The sequence below is a fragment of the Chitinophaga agri genome (assembly GCF_010093065.1).
Lineage (GTDB): Bacteria > Bacteroidota > Bacteroidia > Chitinophagales > Chitinophagaceae > Chitinophaga > Chitinophaga agri.
Genome location: NZ_CP048113.1, coordinates 5,217,357 through 5,242,716, shown reverse-complemented (window position 1 = coordinate 5,242,716; position 25,360 = coordinate 5,217,357). Strand labels below are relative to the sequence as shown.

The 25,360-nt window shown below is 45.3% G+C and carries 26 protein-coding genes; 4 read left to right on the top strand and 22 right to left on the bottom strand.

The features are described from left to right. The first annotated feature begins 6 nt into the window (after positions 1–6). Complete coding sequence (locus GWR21_RS20925) at positions 7–447, top strand: nucleoside deaminase (RefSeq protein WP_162333628.1); 441 nt, start codon at positions 7–9, stop codon at positions 445–447. A 55-nt stretch (positions 448–502) separates the two neighbouring features. Here GWR21_RS20925 and GWR21_RS20920 read toward each other — a convergent pair whose 3' ends face one another. The 3 genes from GWR21_RS20920 to GWR21_RS20910 all read right to left on the bottom strand — a co-directional run bounded on the left by GWR21_RS20920 (position 503) and on the right by GWR21_RS20910 (position 2,645). Continuing rightward, on the bottom strand, positions 503–1,432 hold the full coding sequence (locus GWR21_RS20920; RefSeq protein WP_162333627.1) for an SPFH domain-containing protein: 930 nt from the start codon (positions 1,430–1,432) through the stop codon (positions 503–505). A 145-nt stretch (positions 1,433–1,577) separates the two neighbouring features. Next, the gene (locus GWR21_RS20915; RefSeq protein WP_162333626.1) at positions 1,578–1,787 is read right to left on the bottom strand and encodes a hypothetical protein; all 210 of its coding nucleotides are present in this window, start codon (positions 1,785–1,787) and stop codon (positions 1,578–1,580) included. A gap of 153 nt (positions 1,788–1,940) precedes the next feature. Continuing rightward, positions 1,941–2,645 carry a LuxR C-terminal-related transcriptional regulator gene (locus GWR21_RS20910; protein ID WP_162333625.1) on the bottom strand — a complete coding sequence of 235 codons (705 nt, stop codon included), beginning with the start codon at positions 2,643–2,645 and terminating at the stop codon, positions 1,941–1,943. 353 nt (positions 2,646–2,998) lie between these two features. Between GWR21_RS20910 and GWR21_RS20905 the strand changes: the two genes are divergently transcribed. Further along, complete coding sequence (locus GWR21_RS20905; RefSeq protein ID WP_012788735.1) at positions 2,999–3,604, top strand: superoxide dismutase; 606 nt, start codon at positions 2,999–3,001, stop codon at positions 3,602–3,604. 59 nt (positions 3,605–3,663) lie between these two features. Here GWR21_RS20905 and GWR21_RS20900 read toward each other — a convergent pair whose 3' ends face one another. The 13 genes from GWR21_RS20900 to GWR21_RS20840 all read right to left on the bottom strand — a co-directional run bounded on the left by GWR21_RS20900 (position 3,664) and on the right by GWR21_RS20840 (position 16,786). Then, complete coding sequence (locus tag GWR21_RS20900) at positions 3,664–4,452, bottom strand: 3-keto-disaccharide hydrolase (RefSeq protein ID WP_238429920.1); 789 nt, start codon at positions 4,450–4,452, stop codon at positions 3,664–3,666. A gap of 10 nt (positions 4,453–4,462) precedes the next feature. Next, a complete protein-coding gene (locus tag GWR21_RS20895; RefSeq protein ID WP_162333624.1) occupies positions 4,463–5,851 on the bottom strand; it encodes a Gfo/Idh/MocA family protein in 1,389 nt (462 codons plus the stop codon). 249 nt (positions 5,852–6,100) lie between these two features. Continuing rightward, positions 6,101–7,771, bottom strand: a complete 1,671-nt coding sequence (locus tag GWR21_RS20890; protein ID WP_162333623.1) for a S41 family peptidase — start codon at positions 7,769–7,771, stop codon at positions 6,101–6,103. A gap of 120 nt (positions 7,772–7,891) precedes the next feature. Continuing rightward, the gene (gene yidD / locus GWR21_RS20885; RefSeq protein WP_162333622.1) at positions 7,892–8,122 is read right to left on the bottom strand and encodes a membrane protein insertion efficiency factor YidD; all 231 of its coding nucleotides are present in this window, start codon (positions 8,120–8,122) and stop codon (positions 7,892–7,894) included. Beyond that, positions 8,122–8,511, bottom strand: coding sequence for a ribonuclease P protein component (locus GWR21_RS20880; protein ID WP_162335773.1), 390 nt, complete (start codon positions 8,509–8,511; stop codon positions 8,122–8,124). The genes yidD and GWR21_RS20880 overlap by 1 nt, the downstream gene beginning before the upstream one ends. A gap of 98 nt (positions 8,512–8,609) precedes the next feature. Then, positions 8,610–8,765, bottom strand: a complete 156-nt coding sequence (rpmH, locus tag GWR21_RS20875) for a 50S ribosomal protein L34 (protein WP_012788729.1) — start codon at positions 8,763–8,765, stop codon at positions 8,610–8,612. A 174-nt stretch (positions 8,766–8,939) separates the two neighbouring features. Continuing rightward, complete coding sequence (locus tag GWR21_RS20870) at positions 8,940–9,449, bottom strand: OmpH family outer membrane protein (protein WP_162333621.1); 510 nt, start codon at positions 9,447–9,449, stop codon at positions 8,940–8,942. Positions 9,450–9,511: 62 nt separating this feature from the next. Further along, on the bottom strand, positions 9,512–10,048 hold the full coding sequence (locus GWR21_RS20865; protein ID WP_162333620.1) for an OmpH family outer membrane protein: 537 nt from the start codon (positions 10,046–10,048) through the stop codon (positions 9,512–9,514). Positions 10,049–10,230: 182 nt separating this feature from the next. Next, positions 10,231–12,972 (bottom strand): BamA/OMP85 family outer membrane protein, encoded by a 2,742-nt coding sequence (locus tag GWR21_RS20860; protein ID WP_162333619.1) that lies wholly within the window; start codon positions 12,970–12,972, stop codon positions 10,231–10,233. Beyond that, complete coding sequence (locus GWR21_RS20855; RefSeq protein ID WP_202928972.1) at positions 12,953–13,714, bottom strand: isoprenyl transferase; 762 nt, start codon at positions 13,712–13,714, stop codon at positions 12,953–12,955. The genes GWR21_RS20860 and GWR21_RS20855 overlap by 20 nt, the downstream gene beginning before the upstream one ends. Before the next feature lie 231 nt (positions 13,715–13,945). Then, the gene (porG, locus tag GWR21_RS20850; protein ID WP_162333618.1) at positions 13,946–14,812 is read right to left on the bottom strand and encodes a type IX secretion system protein PorG; all 867 of its coding nucleotides are present in this window, start codon (positions 14,810–14,812) and stop codon (positions 13,946–13,948) included. A 129-nt stretch (positions 14,813–14,941) separates the two neighbouring features. Beyond that, a complete protein-coding gene (locus tag GWR21_RS20845) occupies positions 14,942–15,829 on the bottom strand; it encodes an NAD kinase (protein WP_162333617.1) in 888 nt (295 codons plus the stop codon). A 201-nt stretch (positions 15,830–16,030) separates the two neighbouring features. Continuing rightward, positions 16,031–16,786, bottom strand: a complete 756-nt coding sequence (locus tag GWR21_RS20840; RefSeq protein WP_162333616.1) for an SDR family oxidoreductase — start codon at positions 16,784–16,786, stop codon at positions 16,031–16,033. A gap of 322 nt (positions 16,787–17,108) precedes the next feature. On the opposite strand from GWR21_RS20840, the gene GWR21_RS20835 reads away from it, so the two are divergent. Together GWR21_RS20835 and GWR21_RS20830 are read left to right on the top strand one after the other, a co-directional pair. Beyond that, positions 17,109–18,494, top strand: a complete 1,386-nt coding sequence (locus GWR21_RS20835) for a sigma-54-dependent transcriptional regulator (RefSeq protein WP_162333615.1) — start codon at positions 17,109–17,111, stop codon at positions 18,492–18,494. Next, positions 18,494–20,734, top strand: coding sequence for a sensor histidine kinase (locus tag GWR21_RS20830; protein ID WP_162333614.1), 2,241 nt, complete (start codon positions 18,494–18,496; stop codon positions 20,732–20,734). The genes GWR21_RS20835 and GWR21_RS20830 overlap by 1 nt, the downstream gene beginning before the upstream one ends. Positions 20,735–20,809: 75 nt before the next feature. Here GWR21_RS20830 and GWR21_RS20825 read toward each other — a convergent pair whose 3' ends face one another. From GWR21_RS20825 to GWR21_RS20800, 6 genes are all read right to left on the bottom strand, one after another. Beyond that, positions 20,810–21,469, bottom strand: a complete 660-nt coding sequence (locus GWR21_RS20825; RefSeq protein WP_162333613.1) for a CBS domain-containing protein — start codon at positions 21,467–21,469, stop codon at positions 20,810–20,812. 235 nt (positions 21,470–21,704) lie between these two features. Next, complete coding sequence (locus GWR21_RS20820) at positions 21,705–22,472, bottom strand: alpha/beta fold hydrolase (protein WP_162333612.1); 768 nt, start codon at positions 22,470–22,472, stop codon at positions 21,705–21,707. Between the two features lie 71 nt (positions 22,473–22,543). Then, positions 22,544–23,086 (bottom strand): CvpA family protein, encoded by a 543-nt coding sequence (locus GWR21_RS20815; protein ID WP_162333611.1) that lies wholly within the window; start codon positions 23,084–23,086, stop codon positions 22,544–22,546. 71 nt (positions 23,087–23,157) lie between these two features. After that, a complete protein-coding gene (locus GWR21_RS20810; RefSeq protein WP_162333610.1) occupies positions 23,158–23,610 on the bottom strand; it encodes a GatB/YqeY domain-containing protein in 453 nt (150 codons plus the stop codon). Between the two features lie 24 nt (positions 23,611–23,634). After that, entirely contained in the window at positions 23,635–23,991 is a 357-nt protein-coding gene (locus GWR21_RS20805) for a gliding motility protein GldC (protein WP_162333609.1), read from the bottom strand. A gap of 46 nt (positions 23,992–24,037) precedes the next feature. Then, entirely contained in the window at positions 24,038–25,132 is a 1,095-nt protein-coding gene (locus GWR21_RS20800) for a glycosyltransferase family 4 protein (RefSeq protein ID WP_162333608.1), read from the bottom strand. Positions 25,133–25,360 lie beyond the last annotated feature (228 nt).

Sequence of the window (25,360 nt, the reverse complement as noted above, 5' to 3'; positions counted from 1 at the left end):
ACAACAATGGATGATAAATACTACATGCAGCAGGCCCTCCGGGAAGCACGCAAAGCCTTTGATGAGGGAGAGGTACCTGTAGGCGCCGTGGTCGTGCTGAGTGATAAGATAATCGGGAAAGGCAGTAACCAGGTGGAAATGCTAAATGATTGTACCGCCCATGCGGAGATGCTGGCACTTACAGCTGCATTTAATTATCTGGGAAGTAAATACCTGATGGAAGCAACGTTGTATGTAACGCTCGAGCCCTGCCTGATGTGCGCAGGAGCTCTTTACTGGAGTAAGATCGGGCGTATTGTATATGCGGCGAAAGATGACAAGAACAGTTATCGCCGAGTGGCAGGCGGCACCTCTCCTTTCCATCCTAAAACGAAAGTAGAACAAGGGCCCTGTGAAGAAGAAAGTCTTCAGTTAGTGAAGACATTCTTTGAACAGCGAAGAAAATAAAAAGAAAGCGGCGTTGTCAGATAGAGACACGCCGCTTTCTTTGCGTATATGCTTACTATTTGGTTTTATTTTCCATCAGTTTGTTCATAGCCATCATCTGCTGCATGGTATGGTCCATTCCTTCAGAAGAGCCATCCAGGAAGATCACATTACCCTTACTGTTTTCAGCAAAGTGTTTGATCGCCTCTGTCCACATAGAGAACAGTATTACTGAAGTATCCAGGTTAGCCTGTTGCATTTCTTTGGCAGCCATGGTCATACCCTTAGCCACCTCTTCACGGAACAGGGCCACACCCATACCACGTAACTGTGCGGCCTGGCGTTCTGCTTCTGCAGCGATCTTAATAGCATTACCATCTGCTTCTGCAGCTTTGGTTTTTGTGATGAGTAATGCCTGCCCTTCATTTTCAGCAGCCGCTTTCAGGTTATTGGAAGCAACCACCTGTGCCATTGATTTCATAATGGCATCGTCAAAAGTGATATCGTTCATCTGGAGGTCCTGCAGATGATATCCCCAGGCTTCCAGGGTCTGATCGATCTGCTCTTTTACGTGTTCTGTGATGTCGCGGCGAAGCCCGAGCACTTCGGACTGGCGTTTGGTTGCCACAAAACCACGGATAGAACCTTCGATCGTACGTACCAGCGCCTGCATAAAGCTGCGTTCATCCAGGAATTTAAATGCTACGTTCTTGATAGTTTCTTCATCCTGGTTCCATACAGAATAAAGGAGCATGGCCTTGAAGTAAACATTGGCCTGATCGACCGTAATCGCCTGGAATTCGAGCTCTACGGAACGGTTCTGAATTGAAATACGTTTAAATACCTTCTCTATCAGTGGTATTTTAAAGTTAAGGCCAGGGAATAATATACGGTTGTATTTTCCGAAGATAGTAGTGACACCTATTGTACCTTGTTGTACGGTCACAAAACTGGTCAGGATGACCAAAAAGACAAAAATGCCGATTGCGATGTATGCAGTACCCATAATATGGAGTTTATGGGCATAAATGTATGATAAAATACGGCAATACGGAAACGGCTTTACCTGAGAAGGTTAATACAGAAAAAAACAAACAACGAACGAAAGCCGAGTTAAAAACACAACGAATGAATAATAAAATTCGTTTTAGTTATATTCTTTGTTTCCTTCTGAAATAAATGTAAACATCGTCAAGTTCGATCTGCTTCAGCTGATAAGCCAGGCGTGTCCTGAGATCGCCGGTTTCATCCTTGATTTTTTTATATTGATATTTTAACGCTTCATATTTGGCAACAATTTCCTCTGCGGTAGCGGAACGGTCAAGTTGCAAAACACTCAACGCTCTCTCATCTGTAATCATAGCAATAGGGGTTTCAGATGTCTTTCTAACGTTTGATAATTCAGTTTTCTTTATGCCACTAAATTAGTCGACTTCCCTCTGGCATCAAATACCCAAGCTTGGGTATTTTTGCCCCGCCCCTGTTCACGTCCTTATCCTCTATTGCTACATAAATCATTGGTAACCAACCTTTCTTGCCAATGCGATCAATTCAGTCGTATTACGCACTTTTAATTTGATCCTGATATTTTTACGATGCGTTTCTATGGTATATCTGCTAAGCGTAAGCGTCTCAGCTATCTCTTTGTTATTCAATCCCTTTACGGTCAATTCCAGGATTTCCTTCTCACGGGATGTCAGTTTACTGATCAGGTCTTCATGTTTACGACGCATCACATCCAGCATGGCCTCGGTTAGCTGATCATTGGTATCCATTGCCATTGTCATATCCACAAAGGCGCAGATCACCTCTTTTACTGCTCCGTTATCGTCTCTTGTATAGGGAATGGCAATTCCTGTCAGCCAGCGCCAGCTGTCGGCACCCCGTTTACGAAATCTCAATACTCCCCCGAAAATGTTCTTATTCTCCCTGAATGACTGTTGGGCTATAACAGCCAGGTCAAAATCGTCCGGATGCATCACTTTTTTGAAGAAGTCCAGCCCCATGCCATTCATTTCGGCCAAGGTGTATCCTGTTACATCTTCCATATAGCGGTTGCACCAGTTAATTGTTTTGGTATTGTTCTGGTGCGTATAAAGCATTGCGGGGACGTGGTTCAAAAGACTCTCCAATGACTGAATACGCGCCTTTAATAGTTCATTTTCCTTTTGCAGGGCGTTGAGGGAATAGTGTTGGCCCATGTTCGAATCTGTCAACATACATTAAGTTTTATACAAACAATAGCTGAAACTCACTGGTCAGGAATGGCGTAGTTGTAAAACGAACAGGAATGTAACGCGAAAATTTGTTACAACGCTTAATGTAAATATAAAATAAAAAAGCATATATCCAATATAGTTGGTATGCGAATTGGGCAAAACTACCTATTTCGCTGAGACAGAGCGGATCACGGCGCATCTGACACCATAAACGGGCACATGAGCGGGTAGCACCACAGGTACTGACCGGGAGGTTACCAGCCGCTACCCTTTTTGATATTTATGATATTAGGCAGTAAATTTGAAAACTCTTTTTGAGGCACATATTCATTAACGCAATAAAAACATAAGTTATGGCATTTACACTTCCGAGCTTACCGTATGCACACGATGCACTGGAACCGCATATTGATAAACTGACAATGGAAATTCATCACGGTAAGCACCATCAGGCATATGTAGACAACCTGAATAAAGCGATTGCCGGTACTGAAAATGAAAATAAATCCCTGGAAGAACTGGTAGCATCTGCTGGTAAGATCAGCCCTGCTGTTAGAAACAACGGTGGTGGTCACTGGAACCACAGCTTCTTCTGGAAAGTGATCGGTCCTAACGCTGGTGGTGAGCCTACAGGCGCACTGGCTGATGCGATCAAAAGTACTTTCGGTTCTTTCGAAGAGTTCAAAGAAAAATTTGCGAACGCTGGTGCTACCCGTTTCGGTTCAGGTTGGGCATGGCTGATCGTAAAAGACGGTAAACTCGAGATCACTTCCACTCCTAACCAGGACAACCCACTGATGGACGTTGCTGAAGTAAAAGGTACACCAGTACTGGGTATCGACGTTTGGGAACACGCTTACTACCTGAAATATCAGAACCGTCGTCCGGAATATCTAAAAGCATTCTGGTCTGTGGTTAACTGGAGCGAGGTTGCTAAAAACTACGAAGCTGCTAAATAATCAAATACCAGCTTTCCAATAAACAAAAAGCCCGGTCCATTAACGACCGGGCTTTCTTATTACAGTTGTTTGATCTTCACATTCTTGAACCACACTTCACTTCCGTGGTCCTGCAGGTCGATATGACCTTTCCTGGTTTCCCCATAACCTTTGGTATCTTTCCATTTACCTTCGGCTTTAGCCTTCTTCCATTCCGGAGAACCTATCTGGTAATCAGCTGTTTTCTGACCATTCAGCCAGTGCTCTACATGTCCTTTATTGACTACAATGCGGGTATGATTCCACTCACCTACTGGCTTTGCTGCCGCTACCAGCGGGTCGCCCATCGCATAGTTAGCCCCTGTTTTCTGCCATCCTTCCAGCTTCTCAGGGAAATTCTCATCATCTATCAACTGGTATTCAGGACCACTCTGATAGGCTGATTCATACTGCTCTGAAGCCAGGTAAATGATACCACTGTTTCCTTTAGGAGCTATTTTCCAGTCGGTACGGAACTCGAAGTTCTCATATGTACTGTCTGATGTCAGGTCAGCACGTTTATCACTTTTATCTTTTTCGCTTCCGAGGCAATGCAGTGTACCATTATCGGCAGTCCAGCTGTTAGACTGCTGGCCTTTATAAATGTGCCAGCCATCCAGGTTCTGACCATTGAACATTAATACCCAACCTTCTGATTTCTCTGTATCTGACAGCAGATTATCTGCCGCATCTGTTACCGGCGCCTGTGAAGCCGTTGTGTCAGTAGTTACTGTAGTGGAATCCTGTGTTGTGGAATTGCTGTTACCGCCGCATGACATTACACTGATAGCCAGGCAGGATAATGCCGGAACAAATAATTTCTTCATCATGGTTATTAATTTATTTGTTGATCAATTTCAGGGCCTTCGGGTCCCATTGAATTATACGATTGTTGAAATAGCTGTCATTACACAATAAAGCAGGTGCTGCTGCACGATAACCAAACAGAGCATCTTCACTTACTTTTCCACCGTTACGCATTGCATTGAACAGGTTGTAGAAGTGATCAAAATGCGCGCCTTTATATCCTTCTTCTGCTGCATACTCCATTTTATCGGGAGGCAGCATCGACTTACGGTCATAGACATATTGCTTACCGCTGTCGGTAGCCTGCTTGTTTTGCAGTAAAGGATCATCTGTTGCCGCGTAATCCTTGTTACGGTACAATGTTACCTTATCCCATTCTACCGTCATAGAACCTTCGCTACCTACCATCCGCAGATAGTTGGTACCACCAGTACCATCCACAAAGTTAACACGCAGCGACAGGTTAAATGCAGGGTGTACGTCTGTTTCAGGATAGTCAAACATACCCAGCATAATATCGGGCACTTCACGGCCGTCTTTCCAGTAACGAAGACCACCAGTAGCCATTACTTTCTCCGGACCGATAGAACCGGTCACGAAGTGCAGACTGGAAAACAGGTGTACGAACAGGTCGCCGGATACACCTGTACCGTAATCCCTGTAGTTACGCCAGCGGAAGAAACGCAATGGGTCAAAATCTCTTTTAGGTGCATGTTGCAGATAGGCGGCCCAGTCTACCGTCTTCGGAGAAGCATCAGCAGGGATAGGGTACTGCCAGGCGCCGAACGGCGACATACGTGCCCAGAAACCTTCCGCGTAATTCAATTTGCCAATAGCGCCTTCTTTAAGCAGTTGTTTTGCCTTTTCGTTTCCCAGGGAACTCATACCCTGGCTACCTACCTGGTACACCACCTTGCTATTCTTCTGCTGGGCCTCTACTACCGCAGGGCCTTCCGTGATGTCATGCACCATCGGTTTTTCACAGTAGACAGATTTACCCTTATTCATGGCTGCCACTGAAATGTCTTTATGCCAGAAGTCAGGCGTGGCGATGATCACAGCATCGATATCCTTACGGTCAAGGATCTCGCGGTAATGGCGGGTGGTGGTAATATCATTACCCCATTTCTTTTTCGCATCTGCGAGCCTTCCATCATACAGGTCACAGGCAGCGATCAGTTTAACGCCTGGTACCGTGATGGCGGTATTGGCATCCGCGGTACCCATCCCTCCTGCGCCGATCAGTGCGATCTGGATCTGGTCATTTGGGCTGTACTTTTCATGCTGACGGGAAAGAGAATGGATATTACGCTGCCGGTCAGCGGCTGTAATAATGTTGGGCAATAAAGATGCGCCCACAACTCCTTTTGCTATTTTATTAATAAAGCCTCTACGTGAGTTGTTGTTTACATTTTCAGGCATGCTTTTCTTTATTTTGGTTTAACGATAACGTGTGTCTGCAAACAAGAGGAGTATAAATTAGAATTAAAAAGCCGTAAATCATAATTTCCTGGATATTCTCTTTAAATATCAGCTGATATGAACATGGGCGGCGAGTACAGATATCCCGTTATAGACAAGGCGGGAGACAGCATTTAAACAACAATAGTCCATAAACAGTTACCGGAGGTATCCTGTCTATGGACTATTTATCATGATGAATAATATTACTTATTTCAACAGCTGCTGATAACGTTCAGGAGAATGTAATACTGTAATCGCTTCATTCACTTCGTTATCGCTGGAGAGTGATTTTTCAATACGTCCACGCTGCAGATAGTAACGGCTCACTATTTCTTCTTCCAGCAGTCGCCTGATCTCTGTTTTATTCTTCAGCAGGTCCTGCTTCTTATCATGTTTCATTTTCACCTGCAGGGCCTCAAATTCTTTAGCCAGCGCATCATAGTATTTCTCTTTTTTTGCGGTTGCCTGGAAGGTTTCAAGGGCTTCCTCACTACGTGTTTTATAGCTGTAGTTCCTGCCATCTAGGTATTTCAGGAAATCAGAGAAATCTTCTTCGCTAAGTTCAAATGTGCCGGCATTGGTAATCTTCGGATGACTATAGTAATACTGTGTAGCGTAGTCAAAGATGTATTGCTTACGCAGCAGCGTGATCGCCACCTGGCTGAGAAGGGTGGGGTCTACCGCATCATCGGGTTCGATACCGCCACCGTCTCTCACTTTACGGCCCGCAACTGTATTGAATGATTTACGCATAGAGTCGGCCACATATTCTACCTCTCCCTCATTATTCCTGTGAGAATAATCGATCGCCTGGATACAACGGCCACTAGGCGTATAGTATTTAGCCGTGGTCACTTTTAATTTCGCATTATAAGGCAGTGGACGAGTTGTTTGTACCAGTCCCTTACCGAAAGAGCGCTGACCGATAATAACGCCTCTGTCAAGGTCCTGAATAGCACCTGCGACGATTTCAGAAGCTGACGCCGAAGATCGGTTAGTCAGCACCACCAATGGGATGTGCGCGTCTACAGCCGGTGCTTCCGTTTTATATTCTCTGTCCCAGCTTTTTACTTTTCCTCTGGTGCTAACGATGGTCTTGTTTTTATCTACGAAGATGTTGGATACTACCACCGCTTCATCCAGCAGTCCACCGGGGTTCCCTCTCAGATCGAGTATCAGTCCCCTGATGGCAGGATATTGTTTTTTCAGTTCTGTAAAAGCGCTCTGCACCATTTCTCCGCTGTTTTCGGTGAACTGTGTCATACGGATATAACCGATATCACGGCTGGTCATACCTGAGAAGCTAACGGCCTTTACATTGATCTCTTCGCGGGTGATCCTCCTGGTAGTCTGTGCACTGGTAACAGGATGTTTTGTTACCATGTCCAGAGAGGACCCTGGAGCCCCTTTCAGCATACGGCTGATCTCCTCCTGGTCAAGTCCTTCGAGGGACTTACCATCCAGGGAGACAATGATATCGCCGGCTTTTACACCTGCTTTATCCATTGGGCCGCCTTCATACACGTCGGTGATAACAGTACGCTCGCTATCGGTATTGACAGATACACCAACGCCACCGTATTTACCGGTAGCCATGAATTTCAGTTCATCGAGATTTTCTTCCGGGATGAAGTCAGTATAAGGGTCGGTTTCTTCCAGCATCGCGTCGATACCTTTATGCATGAGCTTTTCCGGTGGCAGCTCGTCTACGTAATAGGTATTGAGCTCGCGGTAAAACGAAGCGAATATGTCAAGGTTCTTAGCTATTTCGAAGTATTTATCCTTCTCATTATAATAAGCCATGATACTCATACTACCGGCGACCAGCAGCACCAATACCACGATTATTCTTCTTTTTCTGCGAAAAAATGCACGCATAGGTCAATCAGTTAGTCTGTTAGAGAGAAAAGTCTTCTGATGTGGAAATTAGTCAATCTATTAAATATAAACTGTTAAAACATTGAAGTCTATCCTAATAAATGATATCCGGCGGGATGCTCAGGGTACAGGATCATGTCCATGCCCGCCCCAGGGATTGCAGGACAAGATACGTTTAATGGTCAGATAACCACCTTTGAACAGCCCGTATTTCTGCAGGGCTTCCACACCATATTGAGAGCAGGTGGGGGTATAGCGGCATTTGTTAAAACCTAAGAGTGGGGACAGCCCCCATTGATAGATCCTGATGAGCCAAATAAACGGATAACTTAAATATCGGAGGACTTTCATTATTGCACCACTTCTTTTTCCAGCTTCTTTAAAATTACCGAAATTTTATGGTGCAGGGTGGCAAAGGGGGCTATTTTCTTATCGGTGTAGATAAAGAAAACGAGCAACTGACGGGGCTGTTGTTGCAATACATTGTAGAGCTCCTGCTTTTGCAGGCGCCAGCATTCACGTGTAAGCCGCTTCACGCGGTTACGGTCTACGGCATGGGGGAACCGTTTCGTAGAGGCACTAAAACCTGCCTGCACGGGATATTTACCTGCAGGTTCATCGACCTGCATGTAAACTACACGGTATGGAAAAACAGAAAACGCTTTTCCTTCGCGAAAAAGCGTTTCAATGAGTTTTCTGCTTTTTAACCTTTCTTCCTTGTTAAAAGAATAAGTTTTTATGGCAAGTTCGATTTATCTACCCAATAGCGATACATTCTGTTCAATCAAGAACCAGCCTTTAAAGCCTGCGGGTCTTCACCTCGCAGTTACAGCGGTCCTTATTTCAGCTTCCGCTCGTCAGAAACAGTTAATTTCTTACGTCCTTTAGCTCTGCGGGAAGCTAATACTTTACGGCCGTTAGCAGTTTCCATTCTCTTTCTAAAACCATGAACGCTCTTTCTGCGTCTGTTATGCGGTTGAAAAGTACGTTTCATTTTAATATTTTGTTTTTACCTGTACTATACTAAACACTATCCCGGTTTGCGGAATCCTGTTTTTAAAACGGAAGGCAAAGGTAGGGAAAAATATCAAATAGTAAAGTGTTTTCGAAAAAAAACTGCCCCGGAGGCCCCGGGGCAGCTATAAATTAATTTACTACTTGTAATCAATTATTTGATGCCCAGTTTAGCTTTAACAGCTGCAGCCATGTCATCAGCAGGAGGAGATACCAGTAATACACCAGCAGAACTGTCTAATACATAACCGTAACCTTTTTCTTTTGCTACGTCTTCAATTGCCTTACGTGCTTTATCGTAGATCGGTTTCAGGATTTCACCACGTTTCTGCTCGATCTTCTGCTGAGCTGACTCCTGGTAGTCCTGTATGTTCTTCTGAGCAGTCTGGATTTCTTTTGCTTTGATCTCCTTCATGTTGTCAGACATAGTAGCCGCAGTTTTCTCGAATTCAGCCATTTTCTTCTGGTATTCTTCGATCAGGCCTTTACCATCTTTATCCAGCTCCTCTGCATACTGCTGCAGTGATTTCTGCGCAGTCTGTGCCTCCGGCATTGCCTCGATCAGAGCTTGAGCGTTAATATGTCCAACCTTGGACTGAGCCATTGCATTTACGCTGAACAATCCTGAAACTGCCACGAAAGCAATAATTACATACTTCTTCATGATGTTGTCTGTGTTTAAAAAACTTTTAATACTAATACAAAGGTTATAAAATGGTTCTAAGACTACTCGCCTGTAGCTGGTGCGTCTTTCTTGATGCCCAGGGATCTCAGGATGTCATCACTCTTGTCTAATTTTGGATCGGAGAAGATAACAGTGATACCGCCTGATTTGTCCAGCACGAAGTCATACATCCTCTGCGCGGCTAACTTCTGCACGGCGTTGTAAACTTTATCCTGAACCGGTTTAACCAGTTCTTCACGTTTCTTGAAAAGGTCGCCTTCATAACCAAAACGTTTCTTCTGCAGGTCTTTTGCTTCTTTTTCCTTTGCTATGATCTCTTCCTCTCTTTTGCGTTTCAGTTCATCTGTCAGCATTACCTGTTCTGCCTGATAAGATTTATACATCTTATCTACCTCCAGGAACTTTGCATCGATCTCTTTCTGCCATTGTTCTGCTACGGCGTCCAGTTTACCTTGCGCTTCCTTATAATCAGGCACATTATCCAGGATATATTTCGTGTCTATTACACAGTAGCGTTGTGCAAAGGCCGTAATGGTGCAACTGAACAGAACGGCGGCAATGAGGGATATTTTTTTCATACTTGTCGTTTTCAAATTACCTGCCAAATTGATACCAGGGTTCGAAATTGCAATATATAATTTAAAATTTATTCTAACATCATTCCACTCTACCACTTTACGTCCAAAAACAAACGACCTCCTCCTCACGGGAGTGACTGAGTATCAAGCGCTCTGTAGCGTTGTACTCAGTCAGGTAACGATTATTCTGGTTCGAAACCAAGCATGAAGGTGAATTTCGCTGCGTCTTTCAGACCACCACCGGACTGCAGACGGTCGAAACCAATACCGTAGTCAAATCCAAGCAAACCAAACATCGGCAGGTAGAAACGCATACCCAGACCTGCAGAACGACGCAGTCTGAATGGGTTGAAGTCCCTTACATCACGGTAACCATTGGCTGCCTCAAGGAAGGCCAGACCAAAGATAGTGGAGCTTGGGTTCAGGCTGAACGGATAGCGTAACTCCATTACATACTTATTGAACACTGTGAAACCTTCATAACCTGTTGGCTGACCTGTTTCAGCATTCATCCTCGGATCGGATGTATAATACACCGGATAACCTCTCTGAGAGATGATATCACGGTCATAGATAGCGAAGTTACTCAGACCGTCACCACCCAGTTCAAAACGACCGAACGGAGATAATGTTGTACGGTTGTTGTAGCGGCCGATGTAACCAAATTTGGCGGCCACCTTCATTACGAACACCTTGTTATCAGAACCTTTAGGTCTGCTTAATGGGACGTACCACTCAGCATTGAAACGATATTTCTGGTATTCGATGAAGCTGAACTGATCCTTGATCGTCTCCAGTTTGTAATCTCTGTCCGGATTGAACAGGGAATAAGGCGGAGTGAACTGTCCGGACAACATGAAGTTGGAACCACTGCTCGGATAGATCTGCTGGTTAACAGAAGAACGTGCAAGCGTTAATTTCAGGTTGATGTTGTTGGACGTACCACTGGAGAAACCAGGAATATTGAAATAGTTATAGTTCTTCAGCTTGTACTGCTGATAGTTCAGCGAGTAGATCAGGGTAAAGAAGTCATCCGGCCATTTCAGCTGCTTACCCAGGGATACGGAACCACCCAATACTTTAAAGTAGGCGTCGTTAGACAGGGTGCTACCATATATATATGCAGAGTAAGCGTTCGGGTTCTGGTAGCTACTGTAGAAGCTAACGGAGAACTGGTTACGTTTTTTACCACCTAACCACGGCTCAGTGAAGGAGAAGTTATAGGAGCGGTAAGCTTTACCATTGGATGATACACGCACAGACAGTTTCTGGCCATCACCGCTTGGTAAAGGATCCCATGTTTCCTTTCTTAAGATGTTACGCAGGGAGAAGTTGTTGAACGTCACACCCAGCGTACCTGTCAGACCGATGTAACCACCCCATCCGGCAGATAGTTCCAGCTGGTCATTCGCTTTCTCTTCTACTGTATAGTTAATATCTACGGTACCGTCGGCAATATTCGGGATTGGATCCATACCGATCTTCTCCGGGTTGAAGAAACCAAGGTTCGCAATCTCACGGTTAGAACGGATCAGGTCAGTACGGCTGAATTTCTCACCTGGAAGTGTACGTAACTCACGACGGATAACGTGCTCGTTGGTCTTTTCGTTACCAGCGATACGTACTTCCTTGATAGTCGCCTGCGGACCTTCAGAGATACGGATCTCATAGTCGATGGTATCGCCATGGATCGCTACTTCCACCGGGTCAGCACGGAAGAACAGGTAACCGAAGTCCATATACATACCGCCGATGTCACCACCTTCGGAAGACAACAAACGTTTCTGGAGCAGTTCCTGGTTATAGGTATCTCCTTTTCTGATACCCAGTACGCGGGTCAGCAGGGAGTCATTATAACGGCTGTTACCTTTCCAGGTGATGTTACCGAAATAGTATTTCTTACCCTCACTGATCTCCATTGCCACGTTTACACCACCAGTCACGGAACGGTAAGTGGTATCTCTTACCAGTACCGCATCACGGTAACCCTGTGTATTATAGTAAGCAATGACTTTCTCTTTATCTTCTGTGTATTTGTTCTCGTTGAATTTCGCGGAAGAGAATAACTTGAAGCGGAAATACGGGTCTAACTGTTCAAGAGTGCGGGAAGGATAAAGGAAACCGAAGGTTTTCCAATAATTTTCCTGCAGTTCAGAAGAATCCGGATACACAGGTTCATCGATAGGGTGAAGTGTGAATCGGGATACTTCATGTGTGCCCTTCATTTTCTTCTTCACTTTCGCATCATTGATATTATCGTTACCGACAACATAAATATTCGCGACTTTGGCTTTACCACCTTTGGCAACACTGATAGTCAGGTTAGAAGCATTCACCTGTGAGCTGTCGACCCTTTCGGTAATATTAACGGTTGCATTACGGAAACCCTTATCAGCATAGTGCTTTGAGATAATACCGATAGCGTTCTGTTTCATGCTTTCGGTCACTACGGAACCTTTACGCAGACCAGACTTTTTAACCAGCTCGTCTCTTTCAGACTTCTTAACACCTCTGAAATCGAAATTATTCAGACGGGGACGTTCCTGGAGTTCTATTTCCAGCCAGATCTTTCCGTCTTCTATTTTAGTAACATAAATGGCTACGTTAGCAAACAAACGCTGACCCCAGAGACTCTGGATGGCCTTTGCAAACTGGTCACCACCAGGGTACACCACTTTATCGCCTATGTTAAGGCCTGACAGGGATATCAGCAGTGACTTATCCAGGTACTGCGTACCTACGATGGTGATATCGGCAATTTCGTAGGGTTGCGCTTGTAGAGGACCTGAGGGTAAATTCAATCCCGCCGCTTGCTGGTCAGGTGTTGGCGCTGGGATGGTGTCTCTGTTCTGAGCGGACACACGAAGGCCAGCACTGCAACATAATACTATGGCCAGTAGGCTCTTAGGAAATAATTTCTTCATTCTGCTGTATTTGTTCGCTTGTTTTGCCAAAGCGCCTTTCTCTGTTCTGAAAATTGAGGATGGCTTCGTAAAGATGTTCGTTGCGGAAATCCGGCCAACGCGTGTCAGTAAAATATAACTCCGCATAGGCTAACTGGTATAGTAGGAAGTTACTGATCCTGCATTCTCCGCTCGTCCTGATCATCAGTTCAGGGTCGGGCAATGTAGCAGTACAAAGATATTTCTGCCACATTTCAGGGGTTACTGCTTCCGGTGCGAGCTTACCGTCTTTTACATCCTGGGCAATATTCTTCGCGGCATTGACGATTTCCCAGCGGGCACTGTAACTGAGCGCCATTACCAGGTTCAGCCCGGTATTCTGGCTGGTCATGGTCATGGCTTCCTCCATACTCGTTTTACAGTTACCCGGCAACATGTCCATGTCCCCAATGACATGCAGCCTGATATTATTTTTCATGAGTGTGCCTACCTCACTGCGGATGGTATTTACGAGTAATTCCATTATACCGTTCACTTCGTAAACGGGGCGGTCCCAGTTTTCTGTCGAAAAAGCATATAAGGTCAGATACCCGATACCTAATTCAGCACAGGCCTCGGTAATATTGCGAACACTTTCGACCCCCTCATGGTGTCCGAAAAGTCTGTCCTGGCCACGCTCTTTAGCCCAACGGCCATTTCCATCCATAATGATGGCAATATGTCGTGGTAACCGTTGCAAGTCTAATTTATCCTTCAAACTCATGAGTATCTCTGGCGGATTATAATATCGATACAGATTTTTAGTAAAGTTTGCAAAGATACAAAAATAGAATTATGCCTTTCCCGGCAAAGGGGGGAGTGGGGTTTTAACGTAGTTTTAACAGCGAAATCCTTTACTGATCGCTGTTTTGAGCCAAAAGGAAGCAATGAAAATTTAACAAAATAGGCCAATTGCCCTTATTGAACTGCAAACTGGCGATCCATGACTGCGAAATCAGAATTTACATCTGTAAGAGGTGAATAAAATGCTGATTGTTAACTCTGCCGTAACAAACTGGTCTTTGTCCCGGCTGTTGCCGCGCTGCCTTCCAGCCACCCCGATACGGTCGCCCGTAGCATAGGAACGGTCCTGTAGAAGATAGGCAACGGTGTTATGTCCCTGAGCATCAGGCGGAAACACCGCCTCCCCGGCATAAGTCGTACTGACATCATCCAGGTAGTCCGTATTTGTAAATCTGTAAAGTACCTCCAGCCCCAGGTTCACCTTGCGGGATACGTTATACTTAAAGCCCCCTCCCAGCACAAATGCCAGGGAAGTCAGGCTGTAAGGCTTGCGCTCCGGATACATGGCGCTGCCCTGCCCCTCAGTACGGAGCGGCTGCAAACGGTACTTCTGACCATTCAGATAAGCATATGGATTGTAATAAAAGAGAGAGGCCCCACCCGTGAAATAAGGTGAAAAGCGATAGATCTGAGAACCCGGCTCAAACCGGAAAAAGTTAAAGTCACCCTGCACTGCCAGCTCAAATACATCCGTATTGAAGCTCAGGTTTCGCCGGTGCTGGAACTCATTTTTGTTATAAATATCCGAATACCCCAGCTGCATGAAACGGCCATGGACACGCAGGCCCACATAATCGTTCATGTATTTTCTGTAGTAGATCCCAACAGACGGTTTGGCTGCATTCAGTGCTCCCTTTGTATTGAGGTCACCAAAATAATGAGCCCCGCCTATTGACAAGCCCAGTTCTCCGGTATATGACAGCTCATTCTGAGCGAAAGCGGGCGTCAGGAACAGGGATATAACTGCTACGAGGCCGGACTTTAAGAAACGTTTGAAGAAAAAGTAAGGTTTACCCATAGATCGGTACAGCTTAACGCGACGATAATTCCTAAAACGCGATTATCCCTGCTTTTGGTATTAAAGAAATCAAACAAATGTAATGAAAAATCTTAATGTGCTTATTTGCAATTCCCTGAACAGTAGTATTTATTTTAATCTATTCCGTGCGTCTATTCCCCAGAGCAACTTATTCCGCAATGTATGCAGAAAATTACTATCATCCAGCCGTAACAGGCTGATTTTGAATTCTTCTTTTTTGATCGCCAGCTGAACCGTATTGTCAATTGTCTCCATCCTCGAGTCCAGTGTGCAAAGGAACTGATCACTCCGGCCCTCCACCTCAAAAGAGATCACATGATTATTAGGCACAATGATCGGCCGCACATTCAGGTTATGGGGCGCTACCGGCGTGATCACAAAACTGCCTGCATCCGGAAATACGACCGGACCACCGCAGCTTAGGGAGTAACCTGTAGACCCGGTAGGGGTAGCAACGATCAATCCGTCCGACCAATAGGTGTTCAGAAACTCCCCGTTCAGGTACGTATGGATCTTGATCATGGCGGATGTGTCCTTTTTGTGGATGGTAAAATCATTCAGCGCATAAGGTACCTCTCCAAACAGCCCCACGTTAGAGTCCAGATGCAGCAGGGTCCTCTTGTCCACCACGTAGGTTCGCTCCTTCAATGCCTGCACTGCTGCGTTGATGGCCTCTTTGCCAATACTTGCCAGAAACCCCAGGCGACCAAAGTTAATACCCAGCACCGGCACATTGGTATCTCTTACATAGCATACTGTATCAAGTAAAGTACCATCGCCCCCCAGGCTCACCAGTATATCTGCCTTTCCATGCAGGTCGCCTGCACAACAAAATGTGTCCGGCGTTTTAGCAAAGTGAACATATGGCTGCAATGACTCGCAGAATGGTTGATAAATAACAGTCTCCATTTCCTCCCGCGCCAGCTCATCCAGCAATAGCTGAATAATGGGCAGGTCTTCTTTTACAAATCCTCGGCTATAAATGGCAATATGCATAATCTGATCTTAATAGCACCCCGGTCAGGTAACGGATACCTATCCGGGTTAGTGCGTAAAAATAGCCTTTTTTACCCTGCCGCCGCCAAAATAAAATGCAATCCGGCCGGCAGGCGATGCCAGGCGCAGATTGCATTCATCAATTGCAATAACTTGCGTGCTGTTATGTAGTGTGTCTTTTTATGGCCGTCTATGGCAGTATCAGACAGCTGCAAGCTTGCGCTTCATCCATTCTTCCAGTTTAATACTTCCCAGCTGCGCGTCTCCATGTGGTACCAGCGACAGGGCATCTACCGGCGTACCAAAGTAGGTCGCATTCACGTCAGTCACTACACGCGTAGCATCACCTTTGTACTGTAGATAACGGCGGATCAGGTCATCCAGCTGGAATCTTTCCGGTCCTGCAATATCGTTGATCGCATTAGTTGGTGCATGCAACGCAGCTGCCGCCACCAACGCCGCCACATCTGCCGAAGCAATAGGCTGAATACCGCCGGTAGGCATATGTATCTCCTCCCCTGTTCTACCTGAACCTGCAATGGCCTCTACAAATTCAAAGAACTGGGTAGCACGTACAATGGAATATGGAATACCGGATGATTTGATCATGTTTTCCTGCACCAGCTTTGCACGGAAATAACCGCTCGCCTGCAGCCTTTCCGTACCTACTACTGAAAGCGCTACATGATGTTTTACGCCATGCTCCTTCTCTGCTTTCTCCAGGTTCCTGCCTGCAGTTTCGAAAAAATTCATCACTGCCTTGTCTTCAAAAGACGGAGAGTTAGATACATCTACCACGACATCAGCACCTGCAATCGCTTCCGGCAAGCCTTCACCCGTGAGGACATTCACGCCTGAACTTAAAGAAGCTGCAACTACTTCATGTCCCTGTTGCTGAAGATTAGATACGACCTGCGATCCAATGAGGCCACTGCCACCAATGACAACAATTTTCATAATATTTTTTTTTGCCCTGTGTAAGGGACGGGTGAAAAGAAATTCTCTGAACATTGACCGCCCTGTGAAGGATGACCGATGTTGCGGAACCCATAGATCCCAGAGGGGATAACGATTCCCGGGCCAATCGTTACCAATGCGATGCCATAGATATAACGAACTAATTACCAAACAACTAACAGATACGAAAACAGCCATTATTACTGATATTTCGTTAATCACTGAAAAAAAACAATAACAAAAATTCTTTTGTTTGTTTGAATAGTAACTATTGTAATTTTAGTTACATCACTAGTGAGAAAACACGCTAAAAACTTGCTGATTGAAAGCGAAAATCTTAATTGTCGAAGATCAGTTTATCGAAGCCAAAGGATTGAAACTGATCCTGACCAATGCCGGATTTGATACCTGTTCCATTGCAAGGTCTGTACCTGTAGCATTGTCCATAATTGAAAAGGAAAAACCCGATCTGGTGCTCGTGGATATCTTCCTCCAGGGAGAAGAAACCGGTATTGATCTGGGGAAGGTCCTTCATGAAAGAAATATTGCGTTTGTATATCTGTCCGCCAACTCCAACAGACAGATACTGGATGAAGCCAAGGCGACCAAACCATATGGATTTATGGTGAAGCCTTTCCGCTCAAAAGATGTGCTGATCATGCTGGACGTGGCACTGTACCTGCATCAGAACAGGCTGTCAGAAAAATCGCCTGTCGTTCCTAAAAGCATATCCGATCATCTGCCATCCGCATTTGCACAACTGATAGGCAGAAGCAACCGGTTTATGCAGGCGCTGGAACAGGCACAGATGGCTGGTCCTTCAGACATTTCCGTACTGATACTCGGAGAAAGCGGTACTGGTAAAGAGCTGATGGCCCACAGCCTGCATAAGATATCATCGCGGCGCTCACAACCATTTGTGGTGGTAAATTGTGGTACACTCCCGCCTAACCTGATCGAATCAGAACTGTTCGGGCATGAGAAAGGGGCCTTTACCGGTGCTGCCGTCAAACGGACCGGCAAGTTTGAACTGGCAGATGGTGGCACTATTTTCCTCGACGAAATCGGAGAACTTCCGCTGGAACTGCAGGTAAAATTCCTGCGGGTATTACAGGAAAAAGAGATTGAACCGATCGGTGGCAAACCCAGAAAGATCAATGTACGTGTCATAGCCGCCACCAACAAAGATCTTGAAGAAGAAGTAGCAGCAGGACGATTCAGAATAGACCTCTATTACAGGCTAAATGTCTTTCCGCTTACTATTCCACCATTACGCGAGCGTAAAGAAGATATCCCCGCCCTGGCGCAATATTTCCTGAAGAAATATAGTAATGAAGCCGGCAGAACTATACCGCTATTATCTGATAATGCACAGGAACAACTGATGCGCTATCCCTGGCCTGGTAACATCAGGGAACTTGAAAATACCGTTCAACGGAATGTACTCTTATGCAGAGGTACTGTAATAGAAAACGTAGAGATGCCCACAGCCAAAAATCTCTATGCCCAGGAAACAGACAAACAGGACCGTTTAAAAACAATGATGGAAAATGAGCGGGACCATATCCTGTCTGTACTTGAACACTGCAAATGGAAAATATCCGGCAAAGGTGGCGCTGCCGAAATTCTTGACATCAACGTGAATACATTACAATCAAGAATGAAAAAATTAGGTATTGAAAAAGTGATCTCTGCTAAAAAGAAATGATGATAGCACCAATATACCGGTTCCTTTTTACAGCAGCGGTCACATTATTCCTCCTGCTTCCGGTACATGCACAGACCGGCCAGGATGTCATCAGCCAGATAAAAGCAGCAACAACGGATACTGAGCGATTAGAGATCTATGCAGCACTTGCAAAACGTTACATCTATGCTTCAGGGAGCAACCAGGAGAAGCTGGATAGCGGAGTGCTTTTTCTCCATATGCAATTACCATTGCTACAAAGCACCGCATTGCCACTCACCAATATACAGCGTGCTACTGCCTGGGCCTTTTACTACTGTGATTACAGTAAATACTGTGCGAAGACTGGTCAGACATTTAAAAGCAATCAACTATCCGATAGTTTGTTCACCGTGATCTCGCGTCTTGATGATTACCGAGATCAGGGAGCTGTGTTGAAACAAACCGGTAAACGCATCCCCCTCTTTGATGCTGTCGGATTAACACGCGTATCCTGTTTTGAGAAACTGCGCGCGTTATACCAGATAAAAGGTGACCGGAACAATACACTGGGTGCCGACATTGATATTGCAGATGTACACATGTTACACGGGAACTTAAACCTGGCAGAAAAGGAATTGCTGACATTGCTGGAGACAGGCAAAAAGAGTCATTATCCCTATCTACACGAGATCTACAATCTGCTATCGGTCATCAATTATTACAAAGGTAATTTCAATACAAGTCTGAACTATGCGCTACAAACAGTAAAACAGATGCATAGCTCCCGGGACACCAGCCAGGCTATGAATTTCTATGCAAGACTGGCACATCTCTATTACGCATTAGGAGAAACAGCCAGCAGTATCGAATACTTCCAGCTGGAATTATCCCGCGAAATCCCCCCCTCAGCGGAGGCTTATCCTGCCAGGGATGCGGGCTACCTTGTACGCGCGCTGATCAAGGAAAACAGGGCTGCGGAAGCATTCAGGTATTTCACTGATTTCATGAAACGTTATCCGTCGCCTGATGACCATGCCCTTGCCAGTGCTGATGCCACCTGGGCCTATTACTATTATAGTCAGGGGGACACTGCAAATGGTGAGCGCTATATGAAAAAAGCCATACAGCGGGCTAACACCCTACAGTTCAACAACGAGGTGACACAGGAGGTGAACTTTGACATCAGTCAATACTACTTCACCAAAAAAGATTACAACAACGCACTGCGTCATCTGCAGATATCACTACAAGAAGCACAGATCGTGAATGCAGCACTGCTGCTGAAAGATATCTACCATCTGCATTACAGGATAGACTCTGCCATGGGTAATTATGCAACAGCTATTGAACACTATAATCAATATATATCAATCAAAGACTCCATCTTCAGTGAAGTGAAATCACGCCAGATCGAAGAACTACAGGTACAGTTTGAAAGCGAGAAAAAAGATGCCAAGATCCAGCTGCAGGAAAAGAGTTTGCAGCAGTCGAGACTGATCCGCAATATCACCTACATCCTAATTGCCGCATTTGCACTGATCGCTGCACTGTTTTACAACAGATATCGTATGAAGCAGAAAGTCAATGCAGAGCTGGAATACAAACAAAAACTGATCAACCAGAAGAACGCCAGCCTGGAGCAGCTGATCACAGAAAAAGAATGGCTGGTAAAGGAGATCCACCACCGGGTGAAAAACAACTTCCATGTAGTGGCGAGCCTGCTGGAAATACAGTCCAGTTACCTCAGGAACAGGGAGGCACTGACAGCCATTAAGGAAAGCCAGCACAGGATACACTCCATGTCTATCATTCATCAGAAGTTATATCAGTCAGATACGTTGTCGACTATAAATATGCGGGAGTATATTTATGAACTGGTAGAGTATCTCCGGGAGAGCTTCGCTATTCGTGATAATATCCACTTTAACCTGGATGTGGAAAGTGTGGATCTGAACCATGGCTACGCGATCACTTTAGGACTGATACTGAACGAAGCGATCACTAATTCTATTAAGTATGCCTTTGAAGCAGACCGTAGCGGTGACATTTCAATCTCATTAAGGCACATTTCAGACGCACAGTTACTACTTATTATCGGAGACAATGGTAAAGGTCTTCCGTCAGGATTTAACGCCAAAACAGGCGCTTCTATGGGCATGGAGCTATTGCAGGGCTTAACGGAGGATATAGGTGGCAGCTTAAACATTAAAAGCGAAAACGGATTACAGATCGACATCATCTTCAGCTATAAGACGAGCGGGCCACACCTGTCATTCTGATCAGTATAAACTGCAAAAAAAACGCATAACGGAGACTCCGCCATGCGTTTCGATTTTACTGAGTAGGTCATATAATTACATGCTGATATAATTCATCAGCAGATCGTAATTTTTCTTCAGGAGATCTTCCTCCTGTTCTTCAGTGATGGTATACTTAATGATGTAGTTAAATCTTTCGAAGGTCGCTACCAGTCCGTGTAATTCCTGGCGGTTCGTCTTCAGCAGTACCTCAAGACGGCCGGAAGGGAACGTAATGGTATTCACGCTGAGCAGGGTCACATCGTTAGACTCGGCAATACGTGCTATTTCGCTGAGGCTGTAGTCACGTGGATCGAGATCCAGCGCCAGAATACCGCCATGCTCTTTTACACCATTATATTGGGCCAGGGCTGTGAGCAGACTGTCTTTAGTGAGCACGCCTATGTATTCCTTCTCATGACTGATAACAGGCAGCACTGTAAGTTTCATTTCATGGAAAAGCCGCACGGCTTCAAAGAAGTGAGCGCTTTCTGCAATGGAGGGTTTAGGTCCATTATATTCCATGTTTTCCAGTGCGATGTCCTGATCTTCCAGGTCCAGAATATCGTCTTCTTCTACCAGTGCCAGATATTTATTCTCCAACACGAGTGGTAATTGCGTCAGATGATATTCATTCATCAGGCGCAGGGCTCTCGAACCTGGATCCAACGGATGCAGAATCGGAACGACGGTTGATATGAGATCTCTTGCCAGCATTGTGTTGTGAGCTATTATGATACAATAATAAGAAAAGAATTGCGAACCCCGCCCGAAGGAGTAAGAATTATGATAAGCGGGGCAAGCTCTTACTTATATACGAAACGCGGGGTCAAGGTGGTTTGTTACATGAGAGAAAGAGAATAATTCCTGATTAAAACGAGAAGGCCGCCTTTGTAAGGCGGCCTCCTAAAAAGTTTATTCGCAGTAGGTTTATTTATCAGTGCGCAACAGGCTACTGTTTTTTCAACTTCTCGATGAACGGATGCAGGATCTTGTTAAATTCCTCCGGACGTTCCATCATTGGCGCGTGGCCACATTTATCAATAAAATGCAGTTCAGAATTAGGGATGAGCTTCTTGAACTCTTCTCCCACCATCGGAGGAGTCACGGTATCGTTCAGCCCCCATACCAGCAGTGTAGGTATTTTGATATCACGGAGCTCTTCACCTAGATTGTGACGGATAGCAGATTTTGCCAGGGTGATGATCTTGATCACCTTCAGGCGGTTGGTAGTGATGTCGAATACCTCATCTACCAGCTCTTTTGTCGCCATTGCCGGATCGTAGAAGGTCAGCTCCGTTTTCTTACGGATATATTCGTAGTCACCACGTTTAGGATAAGTCTCTCCCATACCATTTTCGAACAGACCGGAACTACCAGTCAGCGTTAATGATTTAACAGGAGCTTCCGGATGTTTGAGCAGGTATACCAATCCTACGTGGCCTCCCAGGGAGTTACCCAGCAGGTGTATATTGGAATAACCCCTCGTTTCTACGAATTTGTGTACATACTTAGCCAGTCCTGAAACGGAAGTATCCAGAATGTTCAGATCAAACAGAGGCAAAAGCGGCACTACTACTTTGTTGTAGTTCCGGAAGTAATCGATCAGACCACTAAAGTTGCTCATTGCACCGAACAGACCATGCAACAGTACTAATGGCTCCCCCTCTCCTTCCTCGATGAATTTAAACTTTCCCTGTGTTTTTATTTCGTAAACCATTGCCAAAGCTTGAAAGTCAATTTTGTGCTAAAATAATTCTTTTTATTAATTCAAATAATCTTTGAAGCGAGCTAAGTAGATTGAATTTCCTTCGCTGCTTTGTCGAAAAATGACTGAAGATTTTCGAATATATCCTTGAAGTAAGGAACAATTTTACCCCATAACTTCATCACTACCGGACCAAGAGGCTCTATGTAAGGATAGACTACAGATTGCATCTTGATTTCCGGGCTTAACCAGTACAGTTGGTTCGCTATCCATAAAAGGATGCTATAAACAGTGATAAAGATAGCACTATATAATATAATTCCACCTAATTTGTTTAACCAGCCCAGCATTACAGCCTCGACCATAGTTTGTATGAGCGTAGCTCCAAACCTGACGAGAAAAACAACGCCGACAAAAAGTGCGATGAAACACAGTACGGGTAACCAGCGGGAGTGTATCCCCCAGTGTTCCTGAGCATACAGGGCAGTCACAGTGGTTAGCTTCAGTGCAGCTGCCATTCCAAGGGTGACGGCTATAAAGGAGAAAACAGCTATAATAAGCCCCCGGCTGTATCCCTTATAAATAGCCAGTACCATAAGGATGGCAAAAACTATATCTATGCCCATGATTTCGATAGGATAAATAAGGGAAAGTACAGGACCAGTAAAGTAGTTATCCCCGCCGGTCCTGTTACTGATTATTTGGCTAACAACTCCTTCACCACAGCGGAAATAGCTTTACCATCGGCTTTACCAGCCAGTTGTTTGGAAGCTACACCCATCACCTTACCCATATCGGCAGGTGAGCTGGCGCCAGTTGTTGCGATGATCTCTGCAATAACAGTTCTCAGTTCTGCTTCATCCATCTGCTTAGGCAGGTATCTTTCGATCACTACCAGCTCCTCTTCTTCTTTCACTGCCAGGTCCTCACGGTTCTGCTGACGGAAGATATCCAGGGAATCTTTACGCTGCTTTGCCAGTTTCTGCAAAAGTTTTGTTTCGTCAGCTTCTGTCAGTTCTGCACCACCACCTTCTGCTGTTTTGGCCAGCAATACAGCAGCTTTAATAGCACGCAGTGCGCGCAGTTCTGCTTCACTTTTTGCCAGCATAGCTGCCTTGATCGCAGCATTGATATTTAGTTCTAATGACATATGTGGTTGTTTTAAGGTTACGGCCTATTGTTCCAGTTTTTGTTTTTCTTCAAACTTCTTGTAGAAGTCTTTGGCAAAAACTCGGATATCTTCCGCCTGATCCTTGTATGGAGTTCCGGATGTTGCACGCTGATAAGTATCAGCCATGGTCATCAAAGTCTGATAAAAGAAATCTGCCATTTCATCCACCATCATTTGCTTATTCCATAAGTCTATACGCAAGGCGGTTTTGTCACCACCATCCCAGAAAGAGACCATCATTGCTTTGGCCTGCTGGAAACGGTCCGCTTCAGAGCTGTCAGTAGCTCTCCATTCTATCTTCTCAGGTATTCTGTCATTGTCCAGGGCAACCTGAATCTGTATGGTAGATGTCTTTCCCATGATATTTGTTCCCAATTTTAAGAACCGCAAATTTAGTATTAATTGACTAATCTGTAATCAGCGCCCCAAACGCCGTAGACCAGTCCGCTTTCTTCATTTTTCCCAGCAGCCGGCTTCTCAGCTCTTCATCTTTATACAACAGGCACATCTTATCTGCCAAATCTTCCAGGCTGTCCGGATCAGCAAACAGCACCGCATCGCCACCGGCTTCACGTGCAGCTGCGCCTTCCAGCGCAATAACCGGCACATCGCTCTGTATCGCAGCATATACCGGCATGGCCACTCCGTCAAAGCGAGGCAGGTATAACAGTGAATAAGCGCCCGCTACCAGCTTCGCCAGCGTCTCCTGGTCCGTGTCAGGAAGCAGTACGACATCATTCCTGTATTTATAGGATGCTAAAGCAGCGGTAATTTCTTCTCCGGCAGCTGTCTGCGAACCTATTAATAATAATTTCATATTTGAATGTAGCCGGCGCTTCAACGCTGAGAACGCCTTCAGCAAAGGCATCAGGTTATTTCTTGGGTGAATACGACCCACAACGGCAAAGTATTCCACACGGCCAGCATAGGTTTCCTTCACTTCTTCTCTCGCCTCCCACTCCAGCGGTTGATAGCTGCTATCCACTGCCGGTTTTATCACGGTCAGTTTAGCCGCGGCCTCCGGTGCATACTGCAGTACATCATTTTGCAATGTTGCTGATACCACGATCACCTTTTTCGCATGACGGATATATCTGATCAGGTTTTTCTTCAATGAACGCTGTTCGGCTGCTGGTATACCCGCCGCACCATGCAGGAAGCCCATGTCTGTTATCAGCAGATGAGCCGGTACCTTACTCCGTAAAGGGACCCGCCCGTCCATACCCAGGAAAAGATCCAGCTGGTGCTTTTTAAGAACTCCTGCCAGTTTCCATTCCAGCCATATATACCGCCGCCACTCCTGGTTTCCCTTAATCGGCAGCACTACTGTCGTCACATTCGCAGGCCATGACAGATCTGCGGGTGGCGACTGATCGAAAAAGAGGATAAAACTATGTTCAGGATGATTCCGGCATAGTCCTGATAATAAATCCCTGGCTATATTTCCTGTATCAGCAGGATTATCCTGCAACAAACAGGAAGCATTCACTCCTATACGCATATTTTGACTGCTTATTATGGAGCTGCAAAGCTAGGGAGAAATAAGAATTACGCAGGGGAAATTAGCTGTCAGTCCGGTTAAAATAGTATTAAAATAGGAGATCCTGACGCCGTTGCTGCTATAGGGCTTGTTCGTCGCTAGTTCGTCGCTAGTTCTATGCCTGTTCCTCCGTGATAGTATTAAAAAAGCCGGATCCTTGCTGGTAGCGGATCCGGCTCTTAATAACTA

Coding starts and splice junctions, on each gene's coding strand:
- GWR21_RS20925 (WP_162333628.1), top strand. CDS start 7: ATGGATGATAAATACTACATGCAGCAGGCCCTCCGGGAAGCACGCAAA.
- GWR21_RS20920 (WP_162333627.1), bottom strand. CDS start 1,432: ATGGGTACTGCATACATCGCAATCGGCATTTTTGTCTTTTTGGTCATC.
- GWR21_RS20915 (WP_162333626.1), bottom strand. CDS start 1,787: ATGATTACAGATGAGAGAGCGTTGAGTGTTTTGCAACTTGACCGTTCC.
- GWR21_RS20910 (WP_162333625.1), bottom strand. CDS start 2,645: ATGTTGACAGATTCGAACATGGGCCAACACTATTCCCTCAACGCCCTG.
- GWR21_RS20905 (WP_012788735.1), top strand. CDS start 2,999: ATGGCATTTACACTTCCGAGCTTACCGTATGCACACGATGCACTGGAA.
- GWR21_RS20900 (WP_238429920.1), bottom strand. CDS start 4,452: ATGATGAAGAAATTATTTGTTCCGGCATTATCCTGCCTGGCTATCAGT.
- GWR21_RS20895 (WP_162333624.1), bottom strand. CDS start 5,851: ATGCCTGAAAATGTAAACAACAACTCACGTAGAGGCTTTATTAATAAA.
- GWR21_RS20890 (WP_162333623.1), bottom strand. CDS start 7,771: ATGCGTGCATTTTTTCGCAGAAAAAGAAGAATAATCGTGGTATTGGTG.
- yidD (WP_162333622.1), bottom strand. CDS start 8,122: ATGAAAGTCCTCCGATATTTAAGTTATCCGTTTATTTGGCTCATCAGG.
- rpmH (WP_012788729.1), bottom strand. CDS start 8,765: ATGAAACGTACTTTTCAACCGCATAACAGACGCAGAAAGAGCGTTCAT.
- GWR21_RS20870 (WP_162333621.1), bottom strand. CDS start 9,449: ATGAAGAAGTATGTAATTATTGCTTTCGTGGCAGTTTCAGGATTGTTC.
- GWR21_RS20865 (WP_162333620.1), bottom strand. CDS start 10,048: ATGAAAAAAATATCCCTCATTGCCGCCGTTCTGTTCAGTTGCACCATT.
- GWR21_RS20860 (WP_162333619.1), bottom strand. CDS start 12,972: ATGAAGAAATTATTTCCTAAGAGCCTACTGGCCATAGTATTATGTTGC.
- GWR21_RS20855 (WP_202928972.1), bottom strand. CDS start 13,714: ATGAGTTTGAAGGATAAATTAGACTTGCAACGGTTACCACGACATATT.
- porG (WP_162333618.1), bottom strand. CDS start 14,812: ATGGGTAAACCTTACTTTTTCTTCAAACGTTTCTTAAAGTCCGGCCTC.
- GWR21_RS20845 (WP_162333617.1), bottom strand. CDS start 15,829: ATGCATATTGCCATTTATAGCCGAGGATTTGTAAAAGAAGACCTGCCC.
- GWR21_RS20840 (WP_162333616.1), bottom strand. CDS start 16,786: ATGAAAATTGTTGTCATTGGTGGCAGTGGCCTCATTGGATCGCAGGTC.
- GWR21_RS20830 (WP_162333614.1), top strand. CDS start 18,494: ATGATAGCACCAATATACCGGTTCCTTTTTACAGCAGCGGTCACATTA.
- GWR21_RS20825 (WP_162333613.1), bottom strand. CDS start 21,469: ATGCTGGCAAGAGATCTCATATCAACCGTCGTTCCGATTCTGCATCCG.
- GWR21_RS20820 (WP_162333612.1), bottom strand. CDS start 22,472: ATGGTTTACGAAATAAAAACACAGGGAAAGTTTAAATTCATCGAGGAA.
- GWR21_RS20815 (WP_162333611.1), bottom strand. CDS start 23,086: ATGGGCATAGATATAGTTTTTGCCATCCTTATGGTACTGGCTATTTAT.
- GWR21_RS20810 (WP_162333610.1), bottom strand. CDS start 23,610: ATGTCATTAGAACTAAATATCAATGCTGCGATCAAGGCAGCTATGCTG.
- GWR21_RS20805 (WP_162333609.1), bottom strand. CDS start 23,991: ATGGGAAAGACATCTACCATACAGATTCAGGTTGCCCTGGACAATGAC.
- GWR21_RS20800 (WP_162333608.1), bottom strand. CDS start 25,132: ATGCGTATAGGAGTGAATGCTTCCTGTTTGTTGCAGGATAATCCTGCT.